General features: G+C 35.9%; 14 protein-coding genes, 1 other RNA gene, 1 riboswitch and 1 other annotated feature. Of the genes, 11 read left to right on the plus strand and 4 right to left on the minus strand.

Features of this window, described 5'->3' with window-relative positions:
* Window positions 1-62: 62 nt before the first annotated feature.
* From tenA to JMM81_RS18735, 5 genes are all read left to right on the plus strand, one after another.
* Window positions 63-737 (plus strand): thiaminase II, encoded by a 675-nt coding sequence (tenA, locus tag JMM81_RS18715; protein WP_256243060.1) that lies wholly within the window; start codon window positions 63-65, stop codon window positions 735-737.
* Window positions 730-1506, plus strand: coding sequence for an ABC transporter ATP-binding protein (locus JMM81_RS18720; RefSeq protein WP_256243061.1), 777 nt, complete (start codon window positions 730-732; stop codon window positions 1504-1506). The genes tenA and JMM81_RS18720 overlap by 8 nt, the downstream gene beginning before the upstream one ends.
* A complete protein-coding gene (locus JMM81_RS18725; RefSeq protein ID WP_256243062.1) occupies window positions 1503-2249 on the plus strand; it encodes an ABC transporter permease in 747 nt (248 codons plus the stop codon). The genes JMM81_RS18720 and JMM81_RS18725 overlap by 4 nt, the downstream gene beginning before the upstream one ends.
* A gap of 2 nt (window positions 2250-2251) precedes the next feature.
* Window positions 2252-3289: an ABC transporter substrate-binding protein gene (locus JMM81_RS18730; RefSeq protein WP_256243063.1), complete on the plus strand. Its 1038-nt coding sequence runs from the start codon at window positions 2252-2254 to the stop codon at window positions 3287-3289.
* 270 nt (window positions 3290-3559) lie between these two features.
* Window positions 3560-3643, plus strand: a riboswitch (glycine riboswitch).
* Between the two features lie 304 nt (window positions 3644-3947).
* Complete coding sequence (locus JMM81_RS18735; RefSeq protein WP_256243064.1) at window positions 3948-5120, plus strand: phosphoglycerate dehydrogenase; 1173 nt, start codon at window positions 3948-3950, stop codon at window positions 5118-5120.
* A gap of 258 nt (window positions 5121-5378) precedes the next feature.
* Here the strand turns inward: JMM81_RS18735 and JMM81_RS18740 are convergent, their stop codons facing one another.
* Window positions 5379-5579, minus strand: a complete 201-nt coding sequence (locus JMM81_RS18740) for a cold-shock protein (RefSeq protein ID WP_256243065.1) — start codon at window positions 5577-5579, stop codon at window positions 5379-5381.
* Window positions 5580-6093: 514 nt separating this feature from the next.
* Window positions 6094-6294, minus strand: a complete 201-nt coding sequence (locus JMM81_RS18745; RefSeq protein WP_256243065.1) for a cold-shock protein — start codon at window positions 6292-6294, stop codon at window positions 6094-6096.
* A 1062-nt stretch (window positions 6295-7356) separates the two neighbouring features.
* Here JMM81_RS18745 and ftsZ point away from each other — a divergent pair.
* Entirely contained in the window at window positions 7357-8508 is a 1152-nt protein-coding gene (gene ftsZ, locus JMM81_RS18750) for a cell division protein FtsZ (RefSeq protein ID WP_256243066.1), read from the plus strand.
* A 254-nt stretch (window positions 8509-8762) separates the two neighbouring features.
* Here the strand turns inward: ftsZ and JMM81_RS18755 are convergent, their stop codons facing one another.
* Entirely contained in the window at window positions 8763-8963 is a 201-nt protein-coding gene (locus JMM81_RS18755; protein WP_256243065.1) for a cold-shock protein, read from the minus strand.
* A gap of 298 nt (window positions 8964-9261) precedes the next feature.
* Here JMM81_RS18755 and ssrS point away from each other — a divergent pair.
* The 5 genes from ssrS to JMM81_RS18780 all read left to right on the plus strand — a co-directional run bounded on the left by ssrS (window position 9262) and on the right by JMM81_RS18780 (window position 16684).
* Window positions 9262-9457: non-coding RNA, 6S RNA (ssrS, locus tag JMM81_RS18760), on the plus strand.
* 613 nt (window positions 9458-10070) lie between these two features.
* Window positions 10071-12830: a response regulator gene (locus JMM81_RS18765; RefSeq protein WP_256243067.1), complete on the plus strand. Its 2760-nt coding sequence runs from the start codon at window positions 10071-10073 to the stop codon at window positions 12828-12830.
* A gap of 10 nt (window positions 12831-12840) precedes the next feature.
* Window positions 12841-13689, plus strand: a complete 849-nt coding sequence (locus JMM81_RS18770) for a CheR family methyltransferase (protein ID WP_256243068.1) — start codon at window positions 12841-12843, stop codon at window positions 13687-13689.
* Window positions 13631-15676, plus strand: coding sequence for a PAS domain S-box protein (locus JMM81_RS18775; RefSeq protein WP_256243069.1), 2046 nt, complete (start codon window positions 13631-13633; stop codon window positions 15674-15676). Before JMM81_RS18770 ends, JMM81_RS18775 begins: the two co-directional genes overlap by 59 nt.
* Before the next feature lie 57 nt (window positions 15677-15733).
* Window positions 15734-16684, plus strand: a complete 951-nt coding sequence (locus tag JMM81_RS18780) for a sugar ABC transporter substrate-binding protein (RefSeq protein ID WP_256243070.1) — start codon at window positions 15734-15736, stop codon at window positions 16682-16684.
* An 89-nt stretch (window positions 16685-16773) separates the two neighbouring features.
* On the opposite strand, the gene JMM81_RS18785 is transcribed toward JMM81_RS18780, so the two are convergent.
* Complete coding sequence (locus JMM81_RS18785) at window positions 16774-18033, minus strand: benzoate/H(+) symporter BenE family transporter (RefSeq protein WP_256243071.1); 1260 nt, start codon at window positions 18031-18033, stop codon at window positions 16774-16776.
* A 225-nt stretch (window positions 18034-18258) separates the two neighbouring features.
* Window positions 18259-18504: a binding site (T-box leader), on the plus strand.
* Window positions 18505-18536: the final 32 nt, after the last annotated feature.

Here is an 18536-nt window from a genome sequence, read left to right on the forward strand (position 1 = left end):
GGGGGAACCCAGTTCATTGAGTTGATAAAACTAGATTATGAGAAATGGAGAGAGGATAGTAAATGAAGTTTTCCGAACGTTTACATGAGAAATTACAATCTGTTTGGCGGAAGAATCATGCCCATCCATTTGTGAAGGAAATGGGTGATGGAACATTAGATAAAGAGAAATTTCGTTTCTATATGATACAAGATTATTTGTATTTAATCGATTATTCGAAGTTATTTGCGCTCGGTGCTGTCAAAGCAACGAACTTAGAGGATATGGGGAGATTTTCCACTTTATTACATGCAACCATGAATGAAGAAATGTCACTACATCGCCAATATGCTGCTCGTTTTGGCATTTCTACTAGCGAGCTTGAAAATGCAGAACCTTCTCCGATTACATTAGCCTATACACATTATATGCTTCATTCTGCACAAAATGGAACACTTGCAGAATTAGTGGCGGCCCTGCTTCCATGTGCGTGGAGCTATTGGGAAATCGGGAAAGAACTCAGCCTAATCCCAGGAGCGATTGACCATGAATGGTATGGGGATTGGATTAAGATGTATAGTTCTGAAGACTTTGGTGAGCATACAACATGGTGTATTGATTTATTAGATCGATTAGCCGAGGGAAAATCGGAAGCTGACCTTTTTCAATTAGAAAAAATCTTCTTAAACACGACACGATATGAATATATGTTCTGGGATATGGCTTATAACAAGAGAATGTGGGCTATAGATGCGTAAGCCAGTATTAGCGTTTGATCGTGTTACCTTTCAATATCCATCTGAAAAAAATAAAGTTCCTATTTCAATTCTCGATGGTATCAACTTTCGTGTGAATGAAGGTGAATTTGTCAGTATCATAGGGGCAAGTGGTTCTGGTAAAAGCACAATCTTTCGGTTAATCACAGGGCTTGAACAACCGACAAATGGCGAGATTTTAATAGATGGAAAGATCAGGACAAACCGATTAGGACATGTCGGCTATATGCCACAACAAGATTTATTAATGCCGTGGCGAAGCATCATGGAAAATGCAGTGCTTCCTTTAGAAATTAAGGGAATCAAAAAAGCAGAGGCGCAAAGCCAAGTAAGAAAATTACTTGATGATTTTGGTCTAAAAGGGGTAGAAAATAAAGTTCCTAGTGATCTCTCAGGTGGGATGAGACAGCGGGTGTCCTTCTTACGAACGATCTTAAGTGGATCCAATATTCTATTATTAGATGAGCCATTCAGTGCCTTAGATGCGATTACAAGACTGACGATGCAAGAGTGGTTGCTAGAGCAGTGGAAAAAATGGAAGAAAACGATTCTATTTATTACACATGATGTGGATGAAGCGTTATTTTTATCAGACCGTATTTTTGTCTTGCAGCAAAAGCCATATGATGCCATCAAAGAGGTAAATGTTCCATTAGGTCGTCCGCGAAGTATTCATGATGTAAGCCAAATGGATGTTGTCACACTGAAAGAGCAATTAATTGAACAGCTTCGTTCAGGAGTGGAGAGATGAAAAGTCTTACAACCTATTTATCATCAAGTATACTCGTATTTGTGATGCTTATCATTTGGGAGATTGGTGCACGAGCGTATGATAAAAGTTTTATTTTACCAACTCCAACAGATATTGTGTTAAAGCTATGGGAGTTGAAGTCTGTTTTATTATTTGAGCATCTTCCAGCAACCTTCTTGGTCATAGTGGTTGGACTAACTGCTTCCATCATTATCGGTATTGGTTTGGCGGTATGGATGAACATGAGTAAACTTGTGGAGAAAACATTTTATCCGCTTATTATTGCTTCACAGACGATCCCGATCATTGCTTTGGCTCCTATTTTTGTTGTTTGGTTTGGTTATAGCATTTGGAGTAAAGTGGTCGTTACATTTTTAATTACTTTTTTCCCGATTACGGTTAGTACTTTTGATGGACTGCGTTCATCGAATAAGGATTTAAAAGAATTATTAGTGACAATGGGAGCATCTAAGAAAGATATTTTCTTTAAATTAGATGTACCATCTGCGTTGCCCTCCATTTTCTCAGGATTAAAGGTAGCGGTTACTGTCAGTGTCATTGGAGCAGCGATTGGAGAATGGCTAGGAGCACAGGCAGGGCTTGGTTATTTTAGCCGCCGAATGATGACACAATTCGATGGTGCCGCTGTATTTGCGCCTATCGTTCTATTATCAATAGTGGGCATTTTATTATTTTTATTAGTAGTATGGTTAGAAAAAATATGTTTGAGATGGAGAAAATAAAAATGAAAAAATATGTAGGTAGAGTTTTAAGTGTATTGTTACTTTTATTAGTAGCTGCTTGTGGTGGAAATAATACCACTCAAGAGGGAAATAACGAAACAGAATCAAATCAAGAATCAGAAGAAACAGAATTAAAAGAAGTAAGTATTATGTTGGATTGGTATCCAAATGCTGTACATAGTTACTTATATGTTGCAAAAGAGAAAGGTTATTTTGAAGAAGAAGGTGTCAAGGTCGATATTCAATTTCCAGCAAATCCAACAGATCCACTGAGTCTTGCAGCTGCTGGTAAAATTACATTAGGTTTATATTATCAACCAGACGTTATTATGGCGCGTGCAAATGAGAACCTTCCAGTCAAGTCTGTTGCATCGATCGTACAGACACCCTTAAATCATATGGTATTCTTAGAGAATAGTCCGATTCAGTCTCCAAAAGATTTAGAAGGTAAAAAAGTCGGCTACCCAGGGATTCCGTTAAATGAGGCCTTATTAGAAACGATGGTCACCCATGATGGTGGAGACACAAGTAAAGTGAATTTGATTGATGTAGGATTTGATCTTGGTACCGCGGTTGTATCGGAACAGGTTGATGCTGTATTAGGGGCTTTTATTAACCATGAAGTACCGGTATTAAAAGATAAAGGATATGAAACTCGTAACTTTAACCCAGTTAATTATGGAGTACCTGCATATAATGAAATTGTCCTTGTTACAAGTGATGAAACATGGGCGCAGGATAAAGAGGCGATTCAATCGTTCTGGAAAGCTGCCAAAAAAGGCTATGAGTTTATGAAGGAAAATCCAGAAGAAGCACTAACGATTCTTTTCAATCATCAAGATGAAGCGAATTTCCGATTAGATGAGACAGTAGAAAAGGAAAGCCTTGACATCCTGCTACCGAAAATGGAAACTAAGGGAGTAGGATTTGGTTCACAAGATGAAGAAAATTGGGAAGAAGTAGGAGCTTGGCTGCAGGATGTTGGTTTAATTGAAACCGCACCTGAAGTAAACGATATGATTGTCAATATAGAAGAATAAAGAATAGCTAAATTTCTTTGTTAAGGTGCTTGTTCCCCATTTCGTTCATGTATTGGCGTACAAGGGGAATGGTGCTTTTTTATGAAGGTATTGACATTTTATTTTAAACTGGTAAAATAATTAATTATTTTACAATATTTAAAATATGGTTGTTATGAGAATAAATGATAGCTAGAAAGATCGACTTTAAAGTTGAAAATCTAGTCATTTGCCCTTAGTAAATAACCAAATAATAAGCATGCGTTGATTGTTATGGGTTTCACTATAACAGGAGCAGCTTCTGGAGAGAATGCAATGAAATAAATGCAACGCCGAAGGGTTCACAATCTCAGGCAAAAGGACAGAAGAGTAGCAAATATGTATATTTATTTGTTATTCTGACGTATGATGAGATTGGGAAAATACCAATCTTTTTTTATTGGCTGTGAAATAGTCTTGTCCACTCGTAGCTAAATGAATGAATTACTAGTCATCTTATTAATCAAAGGGCCTTGCTAAACAATCGTGTTGTTGCTTTTAAAGCTTTTGGGGTACACGAGTATTAAATTATTCTATGGAATAATTTAATGCCTGTTTACATTAAAGGGAGTTTTTAAGGAAATAATCATTAACACAGCTAGCCAAAAAAATATTATAATACAAAGGGGAAACGACACAAGTGTATACAATTAAAACGTTAAATAATATTGCTGAATGTGGATTAAATGTATTCAAAGAAAATTACAAAATTGATAATGATAGTAAGAATCCCGATGGAATTCTTCTACGTAGCTTTAATATGCACGGTATGGAATTAGACAGTAATGTTAAAGCAATTGCACGAGCTGGTGCAGGTGTTAATAATATTCCTGTTGATGCTTATACAGAGCGTGGAGTTGTTGTATTTAATACACCAGGTGCCAATGCGAATGCGGTGAAAGAACTTGTACTGACATCTTTAATGGCTTCTTCACGTAACTTATTTGCCGGAGTGTCTTGGGCGAAATCATTAGATGGAAAAGGTGAAGAAATTCCAAAACTTGTGGAAGCTGGAAAAAAACAGTTTGCCGGTAAAGAAATTAAAGGTAAAACGCTCGGTATTATCGGTTTAGGGGCCATCGGAGCTCGTGTAGCAAATGATGCACTAGATTTGGATATGGATGTAATCGGATTTGATCCATTTATATCTGTAGATACGGCTTGGAACTTAGCTCGTAACGTACAGCGTGCCATGACAATTGAGCAGCTGTTTGAAAACAGTGATTATATTACGGTACATGTTCCATTACTTGACGCAACAAGAGGGATGTTTAACGAAAAAGCATTTAGCATCATGAAAGATGGGGTTCATATTTTAAACTTCTCTCGTGGTGAGCTTGTTAATGAAAAAGATATGGCTGCTGCACTTGAAAGCGGAAAAGTTGGTAAGTACATTACAGACTTCCCGAATGAAGCCGTATTGAAAATGAAAAATGCTGTTCCGATTCCTCATCTTGGTGCTTCAACGAAGGAATCAGAAGAAAACTGTGCGATTATGGCTGCTCAACAGGTTAAAGAGTTTCTTGAAACAGGAAATATTAGAAATTCAGTAAATTTTCCAAATGCATTCATTCCTTATACAGGAAAGCGTCGCGTGACAGTCTATCATAAAAATGTACCAAACATGGTTGGACAAATCACAAACGTTTTATCAAACTATAGCTTAAATATCGCTGATATGGTCAACAGAAGCCGTGGGGATCACGCTTACACGATGATTGATATCGATAATAAATTTAACGGTGATCTGACTCCTACTTTAGAAGAAGAAGTTGGCCAAATCGAAGGTGTCGTTACTGTTCGGATTATTTAATAGGTGCTAGGCACCTCCCAGAAAAAGAAAATCTCAAGCGGGATAGATGTGAATAGTCAGCTAGACCGCTTGCTAGGGGTTTATATGTTCTGTATGCAAAAAAACTAACCAACAAAGGTTAGTTTTTTTGTTTTCCCATTCTAGAAAATTTTTAATGGATTATTGATCTCTACTTATATGTGAAGTAGGTTGTTTCAGATAACAAGCTAATAAAAAACAGACTCTCCTAGGAGAGTCTGCTGTATCGGCAGTTAGTTATTATGCTTTTTGTACGTTAGTTGCTTGTGGTCCGCGTTGACCTTGTTCAACTTCAAAAGTTACGCTTTGTCCTTCGTCTAAAGACTTGAAGCCTTCGCTTTGGATAGCTGAGAAATGTACGAATACATCGTCTCCATCTTCACGTTCGATAAATCCAAAACCTTTTTCTGCATTAAACCATTTAACTTTACCTTGTTCCATTTTTGTTGCCTCCTAGTGCGTTTCAAACACAATATATTACTATCCTTGCTCAAAGATTTAGACGAAAAGTTAATACTTATACAATCCATTACACCGAACAAAAATAATTCTTTTATAGAATAACAAGAATTGAAGAGAAAAGCAAATGGTTTATTATATATTGGAGAGAAGTTACTGTTATATTGAAACATAAAACCTTATGGTATCACTTGTTTCAAGCTTAATTAATAACCGTTAAAAATAATTTCCACCTTGAATCTATTTGATGAATTGAGCGGGTAGTTCGTTATGCCAATGAGAAGGGACAGAAGAGTATATCATTTGGTTTGAAATAGTAAAAGTGATATGGAGAAGCGTAGATGGATGGATGTTTATCAATTATCAGGGACAACTTTTTGACATGTAAACCTACCAGTACCACAAAATTGGGCATATATGAGAAATTATATAAATGTGCAGAAAACATGAAAAAACAGACTCTCCTAGGAGAGTCTGTTATATCGGCAGTCAGTTATTAAGCTTTTTGTACGTTAGTTGCTTGTGGTCCGCGTTGACCTTGTTCAACTTCAAAAGTTACGCTTTGTCCTTCGTCTAAAGACTTGAACCCTTCGCTTTGGATAGCTGAGAAATGTACGAATACATCGTCTCCATCTTCACGTTCGATAAATCCAAAACCTTTTTCTGCATTAAACCATTTAACTTTACCTTGTTCCATTTTTGTTGCCTCCTAGTGCGTTTCAAACACAATGTTACTATCCTTGCTCAAAGGTTTAGACGAAAAGTTAATACTTATACAATCTATTACACCGAACAAAAATAATTCTTTTATAGCATAACAGGAAATGAAGAGGAAAGCAAATGTTTTATATGGTATTGGGAAGAAGTGACTGTTAAACTAAAGCGTAAAACCTTATCGTACCAGTTGTCTCCATCTTAAATAATAAACCTTTATGAATCACTTTTTTCTTGATGTTGCGTTTAGAAAATTATTCTTATATTACGTAGGAAGTAGATAATTCCCCAATGAATTCTTTAAAAAGAAGATTAAACATGAAAGAGCAAATGATTATTACTGCCATTTTAAAATCGAAAGAGGGGCTTCCTAAAAGTAAAGGTATCAGATACCACAAGACAATATCTAGTATCATCAAGTTGAACCTGATGATACTAGATAAATGTGATTTTGTGGATGTCTGACACCTTATAGGGACAGTCCTTTATAGAGTAATGAGGATTCGTCTAACCCATTAGTTCAACTAAAGAATAGATCAAAAGCGAGGTTAATTAGCCATAGGGCACTAAGGGCAACAGATAAATACATACCTATGTAAAGTAATAATTCCATTATTTACCTCTTTCTTAGTTAATGATTTTTTCTCCACTAGACATTATATATAAGATTATCTTAATAATTTGTCGAATTATTGAACTAATCTATATTTTTATTTAAAATGTAAACTGTTTTTAATAAAAGAATAGTATAAAGGCATATTGAATCTTTATTTTTGAGGATTAGGTCGTTTTACTAGCAGGTATTATAGGATGTGTTCTAGAATGTATAGATACTGGAGTCTAAAAAGGGTTAATGAATCGAAAGAATTCATCTAATTTGTTAAACTAAGTAAAAAACGTTTAATAATTCGAACAATATGAAGGTTGAAAGCAAGCCTATATCCACGAACCTAAAGGTATCGTGGTTTTAAGGGCACTACAATTATTAAAGAAATTCTTATGGAACTCTTATATTGGTGTGAAACAAGGTGAATGGAGGAATGGGATGTTTGAGTATGATACAAATATAGACCAGAATGCTAGAATTAAGGTAATTGGTGTTGGCGGAGGGGGAAACAACGCCGTCAACCGTATGATTGAGGATGGAATTGAGGGTGTCGAATTTATTGCTCTGAATACAGATGCACAGGCTCTTAGATACTCGAAGGCAGAAATCACGATGCAAATTGGTACTTCATTAACTAGAGGTTTAGGGGCAGGTGCCAATCCAGAAGTAGGTAAACTAGCAGTAGAAGAAAGTGAAAATGAGATCCAAGAGGTATTAAACAGAGCAGATATGGTTTTTGTTACAGCGGGAATGGGTGGTGGTACTGGTACAGGAGCAGCACCAGCTATTGCCAAGATTGCCCGTGGATTAGGTATTCTAACAATAGGAATTGTCACGCGTCCATTTACATTCGAAGGACGTAAGCGTGCGAAGAATGCAGAAGTCGGAATTGAAACGATGAAGCAGGCCGTGGACACCTTAATCATCATTCCGAATGATCGTATTTTGGGTATTGTAGATAAAAAAACCCCTATGCTTGAAGCATTCCGTGAAGCGGATCACGTTCTTCGACAAGGTGTACAAGGAATTTCAGATTTAATTGCGGTACCGGGTTTAATTAACCTCGACTTTGCTGATGTAAAAACGATTATGTCCAATCAAGGAACAGCTTTAATGGGAATCGGTATTGCTGAAGGGGATGGCAGAGCTGTTGAAGCCGTAAGACAAGCAATATCTAGCCCATTACTTGAAACTTCTATTACTGGAGCTCAAGGGGTATTAATGAATATCACTGGTGGCAGTGATTTAAGTTTGTATGAAGTACAAGAGGCCGCGGATATCGTTGCTTCTTCTTCAGATGAGGAACTTAATATGATTTTTGGTTCGATCATTAATGAAAATTTAAAAAATAAAATTATTGTAACAGTCATTGCTACTGGATTTGATGATAAAGAGGCTAAAACATTGAAAACGACTTCTCGCCCTTCAATGGATAGGGGGATGAATCCACGTTTAGGAGTACAACAAACAGACAGAAATCCACTAAAACGTGAGGAACCTGCTCAAGCTCATAGCCGACACCAAGCATCGCAAGAAGCAGAATCACTAGATATTCCAACTTTTTTACGTAATCGAAAAAGAAGGTTTTAATAGGATGACACAGGAGGATACCTTTTGATCTTAAATAAATACTGACTGGATCCTATCTATCTTAATCATATTAAAGTGATCGTTATCCGAAATTAGAAGATTATGCATAACTATATCTTTACTATCATATGCTCTTCATTTGGGCTGTCCTAAAGGAAAAGGTGTCTAAGATCCTTTTTTAGGACAGTCCTTTTTCATGGTAATAAGACAAAAAAAACAGACTCTCTAAGAGAGTCTGTTGTATCTAGCTGTTATTAAGCTTTTTGTACGTTAGTTGCTTGAGGTCCACGTTGACCTTGTTCAACTTCGAAAGTTACGCTTTGTCCTTCGTCTAAAGACTTGAACCCTTCGCTTTGGATAGCTGAGAAATGTACGAATACATCGTCTCCATCTTCACGTTCGATAAATCCAAAACCTTTTTCTGCATTAAACCATTTAACTTTACCTTGTTCCATTTTTGTTGCCTCCTAGTGCGTTCACACACGATTATATAACTATCCTTGTTCAAAGAGCTTTAGACGAAAAGCAATAACTTATACGATCCATTACTACAGAACAAAAATAATTCTTCTATATCATAACAGGAAATGAATTGGAAAGCAAATGCTTTTATATATTAGATTGAATAAATTTTTGAAGAAGTTCTTCTATCATAAAGAAATTCCCATTCAAATCTAGTGATAAATTGGCTCGAGAGAAGTAAAGGGAACAAATTACCATTGAAAGATGAAAGGATATAGAGTATTATACTAATACAAGCTGCGTTGTCCGTAAGCATAACAAAGTTTTAACCTTTAAGCTGTAATAGGGAGTTTAACATTGAAACAGAAATGACAAGCCTCTGTCTATAGGACAAGGAGGACATGCAAGAATGTTTCTGCGAACACCCACTTTGAGGAGTGGTGGTTTAAAACTTTCTTAATTCGTTTACGACAAAGGCGGCTACATATTTTTTGATATCAAACCAGTTTCCAATCGGGAGCTGGTTTTTTATGTAAAAAAATTTTTAATAGTAGGTAGAATGTGAAAGAAGGGGATTCCTGGTACAATACTGTATTAAAGTATAAAGAGATAGAGTCCTTTTCAAAAACTAGGTTTCAGTTGAGTTTATTCTTGTTAAAAATGAGTGTCTGCCCCCTGATGTATGAAAATACTAGGGAACAGGCACCTTTTTCCATTTCATTTTATCGAAGAACCGTTCAGAAATTTTTTGCAAAATGTTAAGGGAATGTTAAGATTTTTACTGAATGAGTCGAAATAAATCAAGGTGTATCCTTATGTACAAGCTTTGTAAGGATTAAACAAGTTAGTGAAGTAATTGACACTCTTTTCTGAAGTGAGTCTGTATGTAATATAGAAATATTTTTTGAAAAAACTAACTATAACGAATTATCAAGCTCTTATGATATTATTTAATTAATAGAATGTTAATTTTCTAGAATGGGTATTTCTTTTGTCTATTAAAAGAAAGTAACTAAGGAAATTCTAGATAATTTATGTAAAATAGTATTATGACATAATGTATTTGATAAAAAATGAATTTACTTTTAGTAGGAGGTAGTATGAAATTTAAGACAAAGCTCTATTCGAGCATAGGATTAATTTTAGTATTAATTTCATTTAGTGTAGTTGTGTTAATGAATATGCTGGAAAAATCTATGGTAAATATGCATGTAGTTGTGAATGAACTATATGTACGAATTGAAAACGCTTCAGATATAAGATACGAGACGGCTAATATAGATAGGATTTTTAGGGGGATTATTGATAATCCATCAAATGAAGGTGATCAAACATCCATTAACGCTTGGGAAGAATCAAATTTAAAGATTAGACAAAGAATTGAATCACTTAAAGAAATGGATACTCAAGAAAAGTCCATCGAGTTAATGGAACAATATACAGCTCTACATGATGGTTACCAAAGTACCGTACAGCAAGTGATTATAATGCAAAAAATAGATGGTGAGGTTGATATTCAACTGGAACTTTTGAATGATTTAAAAATTACCCAGGAAAGAATGCTGCAAATTTCTAGTCTTCTGATTGGATTGCAAGAACAAGAGTTGAAAAATGAACTTGTAAGATCTAGAGAAACCTATAATTGGGCTATCACAACGATATACTTTTATCTAGGAATCACATTGACCTTAGGAATAGGACTCATCATTTGGGTCATTAGGAGTATGACAAAGAACCTCCATAAAGTAACAACAGTCATGGAAGGTGTTAGCAATCATAATGTGAACCAATTGCCTAGGGTTGCGATCTCCTCAAAAGATGAAATTGGTTCAATTGCCAATGCTTTTAACAAAATGGTTACGGAGCTAGAGGCACACAACAAGCTTGAAAAAAAATTATTAGAAGAAGCAGAGGAACAGGGCTGGGTTCAAACGAAAATTGCGGAAATCGTAACGATGTATCCTGAAGCTAAGGATATAAGGATGTTAGCAGAGTTAATTATATCTAAGCTTGTCCCCACGGTTGGTGCAAGTTTTGGGGTGTTTTATTTTAAGAGTGATGAAGGAGAGAAGCCTTCCCTTAAAAGGATGGCTAGCTACGCTTATTCCAATAGCCTTAAGGTATATGAATCCTTCCAAATAGGAGAAGGACTTGTAGGACAGTGTGCACTTGAAAAGAAGACCTTATTACTCAATCAAATACCAAATGATTATCTAAAAATACGTTCAGGTATAGGAGAAGGTTCACCGAAAAATATTATCATCTTACCTGTGCTAATTGAAGATGATGTACTAGCTGTTATCGAAATTGCCTCCTATGAATCCTTTACTTCTAGCCATATAAAGCTTCTTGAGGAAGTCATGGGTACTATTGGTATAACAATCAATAGTATCTCAAATCATATGAAGGCAGAAAAGTTATTGAAAGAATCACAGACCTTAACAGAAGAACTGCAAGTTCAATCGGAAGAACTTCAATTACAACAAGAGGAGTTAAGAACAACAAATGAAAAACTTGAAGAACAGTATATCGCCTCTGAACAAAAGAAAGAAGAGTTAGAGAAAGTGAAAGAGGATCTTGAAGAAAAAGCGCAACAATTAGAGATCAGCTCACAATATAAATCTGAGTTTCTCGCTAATATGTCTCATGAGCTTAGAACACCACTGAATAGTTTACTCATTTTAGCGCAGATCCTTTCCGAAAACGGTGATGGTAACCTTACAGAGAAACAAGAGGAGTATATTCGTACAATTTATACTTCCGGGAATGATTTACTTCTATTAATAAATGATATTTTAGATTTAGCAAAAGTAGAATCAGGGAAATTAGACGTGGTACGCAGAGCAGTAGATTTAGAAGAAATTCAACATAGTATGATCAGGCAATTTTCACCGATTGCTCATCAGAAAGACATTCAGTTTAACATTCAACTAGATCCAGATGTCGCACAGAATTTTTATACGGATGAACACCGTTTAAAGCAAGTTTTAAATAATTTGCTTTCAAATGCTTTTAAATTTACAGAAAAAGGTAGTATATCACTCGTTATTCATAAGATCATGAAAGAAAGTATGAATAAACAAATGGAACCGAGCGAAAGCATAGAAGATCTTTTAGCTTTCTCCGTCATTGATACAGGTATTGGAATTCCTAGAGAAAAACAGGGCTCCATTTTTGATGCCTTTAAGCAGGTTGATGGTACGACAAGCCGAAAGTATGGCGGGACAGGGTTAGGATTATCAATAAGCCGTGAAATCGCTCATTTATTAGGTGGATTTATTGAATTAAAGAGTAGAGTAGGAGAAGGAAGTAGCTTTACTCTTTATTTACCCATTGAACAACCAGTGAAAAGGATCGAAAGGAAACCTTATCTAGAGGTAGCTGCAGCAGCTCCTTCGTATGAGCCTGATCTACTGAACAAAAGTGATGAAGTAGTTGAAGAAGCTAGTCTTTTAAAAGAACAAGGGAAATCTTCGTTGAAAAATAAAAAGGTACTTATAGTCGATGATGATATACGAAATGTCTATGCTTTAACGATTGCGCTTGAAAAGGCTGAAATGGAGATTATTGTAGCGGAAAATGGTCGTGAAGGGATTGAAATGTTACAAGGTAATCCAGACACAGATCTGATATTAATGGATATTATGATGCCTGAGATGGATGGTTTTGAAGCTATACGTAGAATTAGGCAACTACCAAAGTATCAAACATTACCAATCATTGCTCTTACGGCGAAGGCGATGAAAAAAAGTCGAGAAGAATGTTTAGATGCAGGGGCAACAGATTTTATTAGTAAGCCCATTAACGTTGATCAATTACTCTCACTCATGCATGTATGGTTATATAGAAAGGCAGGGTAAGTGATGACGAATGAATAAGGATATAAAAGATCCAATACAAAATGAAGAGATTGAAAAAATAGAAATAGAGTTACTCCTAGAAGCTATTCACCGCTACTATGGGTATGATTTTAGAAATTATGCACAATCATTTATTCAGAGGAGAATACTTCAGCGTGTTCAAAAGGAGAATCTAGCAAGTATTTCTGCCCTACAGGAAAAGGTTCTTCGTGATCCTGAAATGATAAAGAAATTGCTTTCTGACTTTTCTATTAATGTCACAGCAATGTTTCGCGATCCTGAATTTTTTAAGTCGTTTCGAAAAAATATCATCCCAATTCTAAAAGATTATCCGACTATTCGAATTTGGCATGTTGGCTGTTCGACTGGTGAGGAAGTGTATTCTATGGCTATTCTTTTACACGAAGAGGGAATTTACGAAAAAGCTAGGATCTATGCAACCGATATGAATGCAAATATGGTAGAGAAGGCGAAGGAAGGGAATGTTCCTTTAGCGAACATGCAGCAATACACAAAAAATTATATTGAAGCTGGAGGAATAAAAGATTTCTCAGAATATTATAAGGTTGTCGGAGAACAGGTTGTTTTCAGTCCTATTTTGAAGAAAAATATGCTGTTTGCAGAGCATAATTTAGTAACAGATTCTTCCTTTAATGAGTTTGATGTAATTATTTGTCGGAATGTCCTCATCTATTTTAATAAGAGTTTACAAAATGAGGTACACCAGCTGTTTTATGAAAGTCTAAGCTTATCTGGTTTTCTAGGACTAGGGAAAAGAGAGGGGATTAAATTTACTCGTTATGAAAATTACTATGAAGAAATCGACTCAACAGAAAGATTATACCGCAAATGTAAATAGTGTCATTTCCAAAAAGGTAAATATATTAATGGTGGACGATCACCCTGAAAATTTGCTAGCGCTGGAAGCTGTACTTTCATCACCAAATTATCGTTTAGTGAGTGCCAACTCAGGGAAAGAAGCGCTGAAATGTCTACTTCAACAAGAATTTGCTGTTATTTTACTAGATGTACAGATGCCAGGATTAAATGGCTTTGAAACAGCTAAACTGATACGGGCGAGAGAAAAGACAAAGCATACGCCTATTATTTTCATTACGGCCATTAGCCAAGATAGCGAGAATGTTCAACGCGGTTATTCTGTTGGAGCAATTGATTATATTTTTAAACCATTTCATCCTGAAACATTAAAACAAAAAATAGAAAAGTTCGTTGAAATACACCAGAATTATGAAGAGGAAATTAGTAAGAGTGAGTGGAAACGTACAGTAGAACTAAAGGAAGTGAATCAAAAGTTAGATCGAACCGCCTTAGACTTGCGTCGAACGGCGGCATTAAATAGAGTCATAGGTGAGACATTAATCGATACAATTATTACTTTGGACGGACAAGGTAGTATATTATCAGTAAATCCTGCTGTAAAAAGTATGTTCGGATATCAGCCTGAAGAACTTATAGGACAGGATGTCTCCAAGCTCTTTCTAAAAGTCATGGAAGAAAAGAGTGAGTGCTCTCCGTATATTTTCTTATCTTTAATGAAACAAGGAAAAGGAAAAGTGATTGAGTCGGTTGCATTGCGTAAGGATGAAAGTTATTTTCCTGCAGATCTACAAATGGGAGAGACGCAAATAGAGGGCAGTCAAATATTTGTTTGTACGATTCGTGATGTAACAGAAAGAAAACAAATAGAGAAAGTGAAAAAGCAAGAGTTTAATAATTTAGAAGATATGGTGGAAGAGCGTACATTAGATCTGCTATTAGCGAATGAAAAGTTAAATCAAGAAATTGTAGAGAGGAAAAAGATTACGGATGACCTTTTTGTTTCACAGGAACGATTCCGAAAAATATTTGAGTCCAGTCCGAACTTAATGGCCATAGTATCATTAAAAGATGGAACCTATGTGGATATCAATACAAGCTGGATCGACTTTACTGGTTACAGTTATGGTGAGTTGAAAAATCAAAAAATGAATGTACAAGATTTTATTGAAGAGGATGGAGGCTATTCTATCCATCTAGAGCAATCCATTCATAATATAAAAATTCACTATAAGACAAAAGAAGGAGAAATACGTTCTGGTTTATTATCATCAGAAATGATCGATATTAAACCAGAACCTTGTATTCTATTTGTATTAACAGATATTACAGAAAGGGTTCTTTTTGAGAAAGAACTATCTCGCTTAGATCGATTAAATTTAATTGGAGAGATGGCTGCGGGGATTGCTCATGAAATTCGAAATCCAATGACAACGGTTTATGGTTTTTTGCAAATAGCAAAGGGAAATCAAGTGTCAGATGAAATCATTGAGCTCATGTTGGATGAATTAAACAGAGCTAACTCGATTATTACTGAATTTCTCAATTTAGCTAAAAATAAAGTGAGTGATAAAAAACCACAAAATTTAAATGTAATTATTGAAGCGATATTTCCATTGATTCAAGCAGAAGCTATGCGAGCTAGTAAGCAGGTACACCTCCAGTTAAATCAATGTTTAGATATATTAATAGATGAAAAGGAAATTCGTCAAGTGATCTTAAATATAGCTTTGAATGGACTTGATGCGATGAGTCCTGGAGGGGAACTTACGATTAGGACGTATGAGGAAGAACAAGCCGTTATTTTGGAAATAATCGATCAAGGAAGAGGCATAGATCCAGAGATTTTAGAGAAAGTTGGCACACCATTCTTTACGACGAAGGAGCAAGGCACAGGGTTAGGTTTAGCCATTTGCTATAGTATTGCGAAACGCCATCATGCCGATATTGACATCGATACAGGAACAAAGGGGACAACCTTTTCAATCCGATTTAAAACGAATAGATAGATATAACGGTAGATGCTAGTCATGGAAATGTTCCTTATTAGAAGAAAGGAGGATTAAATGTTAAAAAAACGTAAATGGCTTCTTCTTATAACGTTTATGATTTCTGTGATCTTAATCGTCACTGTATTCAAACAGTTTGAAGAAGAAAAGCCAAAAGTAGTTATAGTTTTAAAAAATTTCGACTTCCACTATTGGGATTTTGTTAAAGCTGGAGCAGAAAAAGGGTTTAAAGATTTTGGGGTAGATGGTAGAGTGATTGCACCTAAAGGAGGAACACGTGAGGAACAGAAGAATATGGTGAAAGATATCCTTAAAGAAAAGCCAGATGTATTAATTATTTCACCGATTTATGCACCTACTCTCATTCCTGAATTGGAAACGTTTGTAGAAAATGACATTCCTGTGTTACTGATACATTCAGATGACTCTTGGGAGAATAAGACTGCCTATATTGGTACGAATAATTTAGAGTTAGGTAGAAGAGCGGGAATATTAATGGCTTCACAGTTGCAACCAGGAGATAAGGTAGCTCTTCTTGGTGGAGAACAAGTTGCCGTTGAAGGTGAACGGACAAAAGGCATTAAAGCTAGTTTAGAAGCTGTAGGGATTAAAATAACGGTACAAAAAGAAGGATTACCACCTAATCATCCTGAAGTAGTTGAAAACCGAATGGAAGTAATTTTACAAAATAATCCAGATCTTAAAGGTGTCATTACGACGAGTGAGTATCTTGCTATTCCTGCATTAAAGGTTATCCAGGAACAAGGGCTCGATATTCCTGTCACAGGAGCGGATGGAAGTATCGAAATGCTCAAAGTAATACAAGAAGGAACATTACCTTCTGCAGTAACACAAAACCCTTATGACATGGGATATTTAAGTGTTGAAACGGCCACGAAAGTGACAAAGGGAGAGAAAGCAAACCCAATCATTGATAGTGGTGTGGATATTATCACAAAAGAGAATGCGAAGCAAAGATTAGAATTTTACAATAAACTTTTAAAGTGAATTTTCTTTTGTTCTTATTTTTAACGAGCGTACGTTATAAAGTCCAAAAAAGGAAGGGAGTATGCCCTTCCTTTTTCTTGTAAATAAGTTTACCTACTTATTTTTATTTTTCGTTCTATTGGTTCCATTCTTTCATCTTTCTTTGACTTCCATTCAAAATGGTCCTTTTCAATTAGAAGAGAGACTAGTAAACTTCCGACAATGGCCCATAACGGTGCGCTAATGTTGAAGAAGTTGACGCCAGACATGCCGATAATAAAAGCAAAAAAAGCACCCATTTGAAATTTACTATTGGAAAAAGCTGTTTTTAGTGCATTTAAGAGAACACCTAGCATGGCTAATCCGGCGATTGCACTCACAATAGCACTAGGCATGGCGATCACTAAGGGAACAACAAGTGATGCAAATAATCCAAAAATAGCAAACCATACTCCATTCACAACGGATGCTGCGTACCTGCTTTCTTTTTTTCCTGTTTCTTTTGCCGAACAGATGGCTGTCATGGGTCCAGCAATATTGGCAGCATGAGAACCAAAGAATGAAGCGAAAAATCCGACGCTTGCACCGTAACTGGACATAGCACTTACCGGAGGCTTGTATCCTTGAGCCAATAGCACGCCTGTGGCTTGTGCATTCTCTGTACAAATAATGAGTAATGCAAGCGGAATGGAAATAGACACAATGGCTTCAAGAGTAAATAATGGCATTTCTACTTGAGGTAGGATAAAAGCACTTTGAATAGTCTCGACCTTAAACTCACTTGTCAAAAAGGCTAGCAAAATAGAAACGACTAACGCCGGTAAAATAGGTGGAAGCTTTTTCAAAAATCGTGAAGAAAGCAGATACACTAAAATAGCTGAACCTGCAAGTAATGGTGATAGTGAGAGAGAGGTAATCATTTCTGTCGCAAAACGAATCATGACCCCAACAATCATTCCCATCACAATCGGAACAGGTATCCAGTTCATCACTTTTTCAATTAAACCTGATAAACCTAAAACAAAGATAAGGAGATTGGCAACGATGTAAGCTCCTATTGCTTCATTTAGTGAAAAATGAGTTAAAGCCCCAGCCATTAAAACAGATCCAGCAATGGAAGCAGCACCAGAAAGGGGCATACGATACTTTAAAGATAAAAATATGCCGAGTAAACCGCAAAAAAAATAAGCAGCGAACAGCCAGCTGATTGTCTGAGAATAAGTCAAGCCACCGCTTGTAGCTCCTCCAATGACAATCATGGCAGGCCCTGTACATCCAAATATTGCGGCAACCGTCCCTGCGCTAATGGTATTCATATTTAGATCCTTACCTAAGCTTTTAAATCCCAAACGTACATGATTCTCTTTCATTAAGATCTCCTAACTTTACTTAAAATTATTTTGTCATAGTTCTATAATAAAATATATAAAAATATTATAAATCTTTCAACTATTATAATTCTATAGAAATTCAAACGTTAAGAGAAGAAATGAAGAATAGCTGGGATATAGTAAGTGGTGAAATGCAGTGAGTATGTATGGTAAAAAATTATTGTAGACAAAAAATATAAATGAGTGCTAGAATATTCTTAATATAATAAACCGATGAGCAAGAGTAGTAAGGATTATGACTTGTACATAGAGAGCCGCTAGCTGGTGAAAATGCGGTTGCAAGGATGATTCTGAATGGACTTGTGAGGGAAGCCTGAAATTTAGAGAGAGTAGGCGCTTACGGGGACCTGTCCGTTATCAGTGGGCTGTATATCATAGTATACAGAATAAGTGGACGATTTATCGTCAATTTGGGTGGTACCGCAGAAGTTGCAAGCTTTTGTCCCTTTTTATAGGGATAAGGGCTTTTTTATATTAAATCA

It is taken from the genome of Bacillus sp. V3B (assembly GCF_024494465.1).
In the GTDB taxonomy this organism is placed as follows: Bacteria; Bacillota; Bacilli; order Bacillales; family Cytobacillaceae; genus Bacillus_BD.

Bases quoted from the DNA above. Each gene is read 5' to 3' on its own strand.
- tenA (WP_256243060.1), top strand. From the start codon at position 63: ATGAAGTTTTCCGAACGTTTACATGAGAAATTACAATCTGTTTGGCGG.
- JMM81_RS18720 (WP_256243061.1), top strand. From the start codon at position 730: ATGCGTAAGCCAGTATTAGCGTTTGATCGTGTTACCTTTCAATATCCA.
- JMM81_RS18725 (WP_256243062.1), top strand. From the start codon at position 1,503: ATGAAAAGTCTTACAACCTATTTATCATCAAGTATACTCGTATTTGTG.
- JMM81_RS18730 (WP_256243063.1), top strand. From the start codon at position 2,252: ATGAAAAAATATGTAGGTAGAGTTTTAAGTGTATTGTTACTTTTATTA.
- JMM81_RS18740 (WP_256243065.1), bottom strand. From the start codon at position 5,579: ATGGAACAAGGTAAAGTTAAATGGTTTAATGCAGAAAAAGGTTTTGGA.
- JMM81_RS18745 (WP_256243065.1), bottom strand. From the start codon at position 6,294: ATGGAACAAGGTAAAGTTAAATGGTTTAATGCAGAAAAAGGTTTTGGA.
- ftsZ (WP_256243066.1), top strand. From the start codon at position 7,357: ATGTTTGAGTATGATACAAATATAGACCAGAATGCTAGAATTAAGGTA.
- JMM81_RS18755 (WP_256243065.1), bottom strand. From the start codon at position 8,963: ATGGAACAAGGTAAAGTTAAATGGTTTAATGCAGAAAAAGGTTTTGGA.
- JMM81_RS18765 (WP_256243067.1), top strand. From the start codon at position 10,071: ATGAAATTTAAGACAAAGCTCTATTCGAGCATAGGATTAATTTTAGTA.
- JMM81_RS18770 (WP_256243068.1), top strand. From the start codon at position 12,841: ATGAATAAGGATATAAAAGATCCAATACAAAATGAAGAGATTGAAAAA.
- JMM81_RS18775 (WP_256243069.1), top strand. From the start codon at position 13,631: ATGAAAATTACTATGAAGAAATCGACTCAACAGAAAGATTATACCGCA.
- JMM81_RS18780 (WP_256243070.1), top strand. From the start codon at position 15,734: ATGTTAAAAAAACGTAAATGGCTTCTTCTTATAACGTTTATGATTTCT.
- JMM81_RS18785 (WP_256243071.1), bottom strand. From the start codon at position 18,033: ATGAAAGAGAATCATGTACGTTTGGGATTTAAAAGCTTAGGTAAGGAT.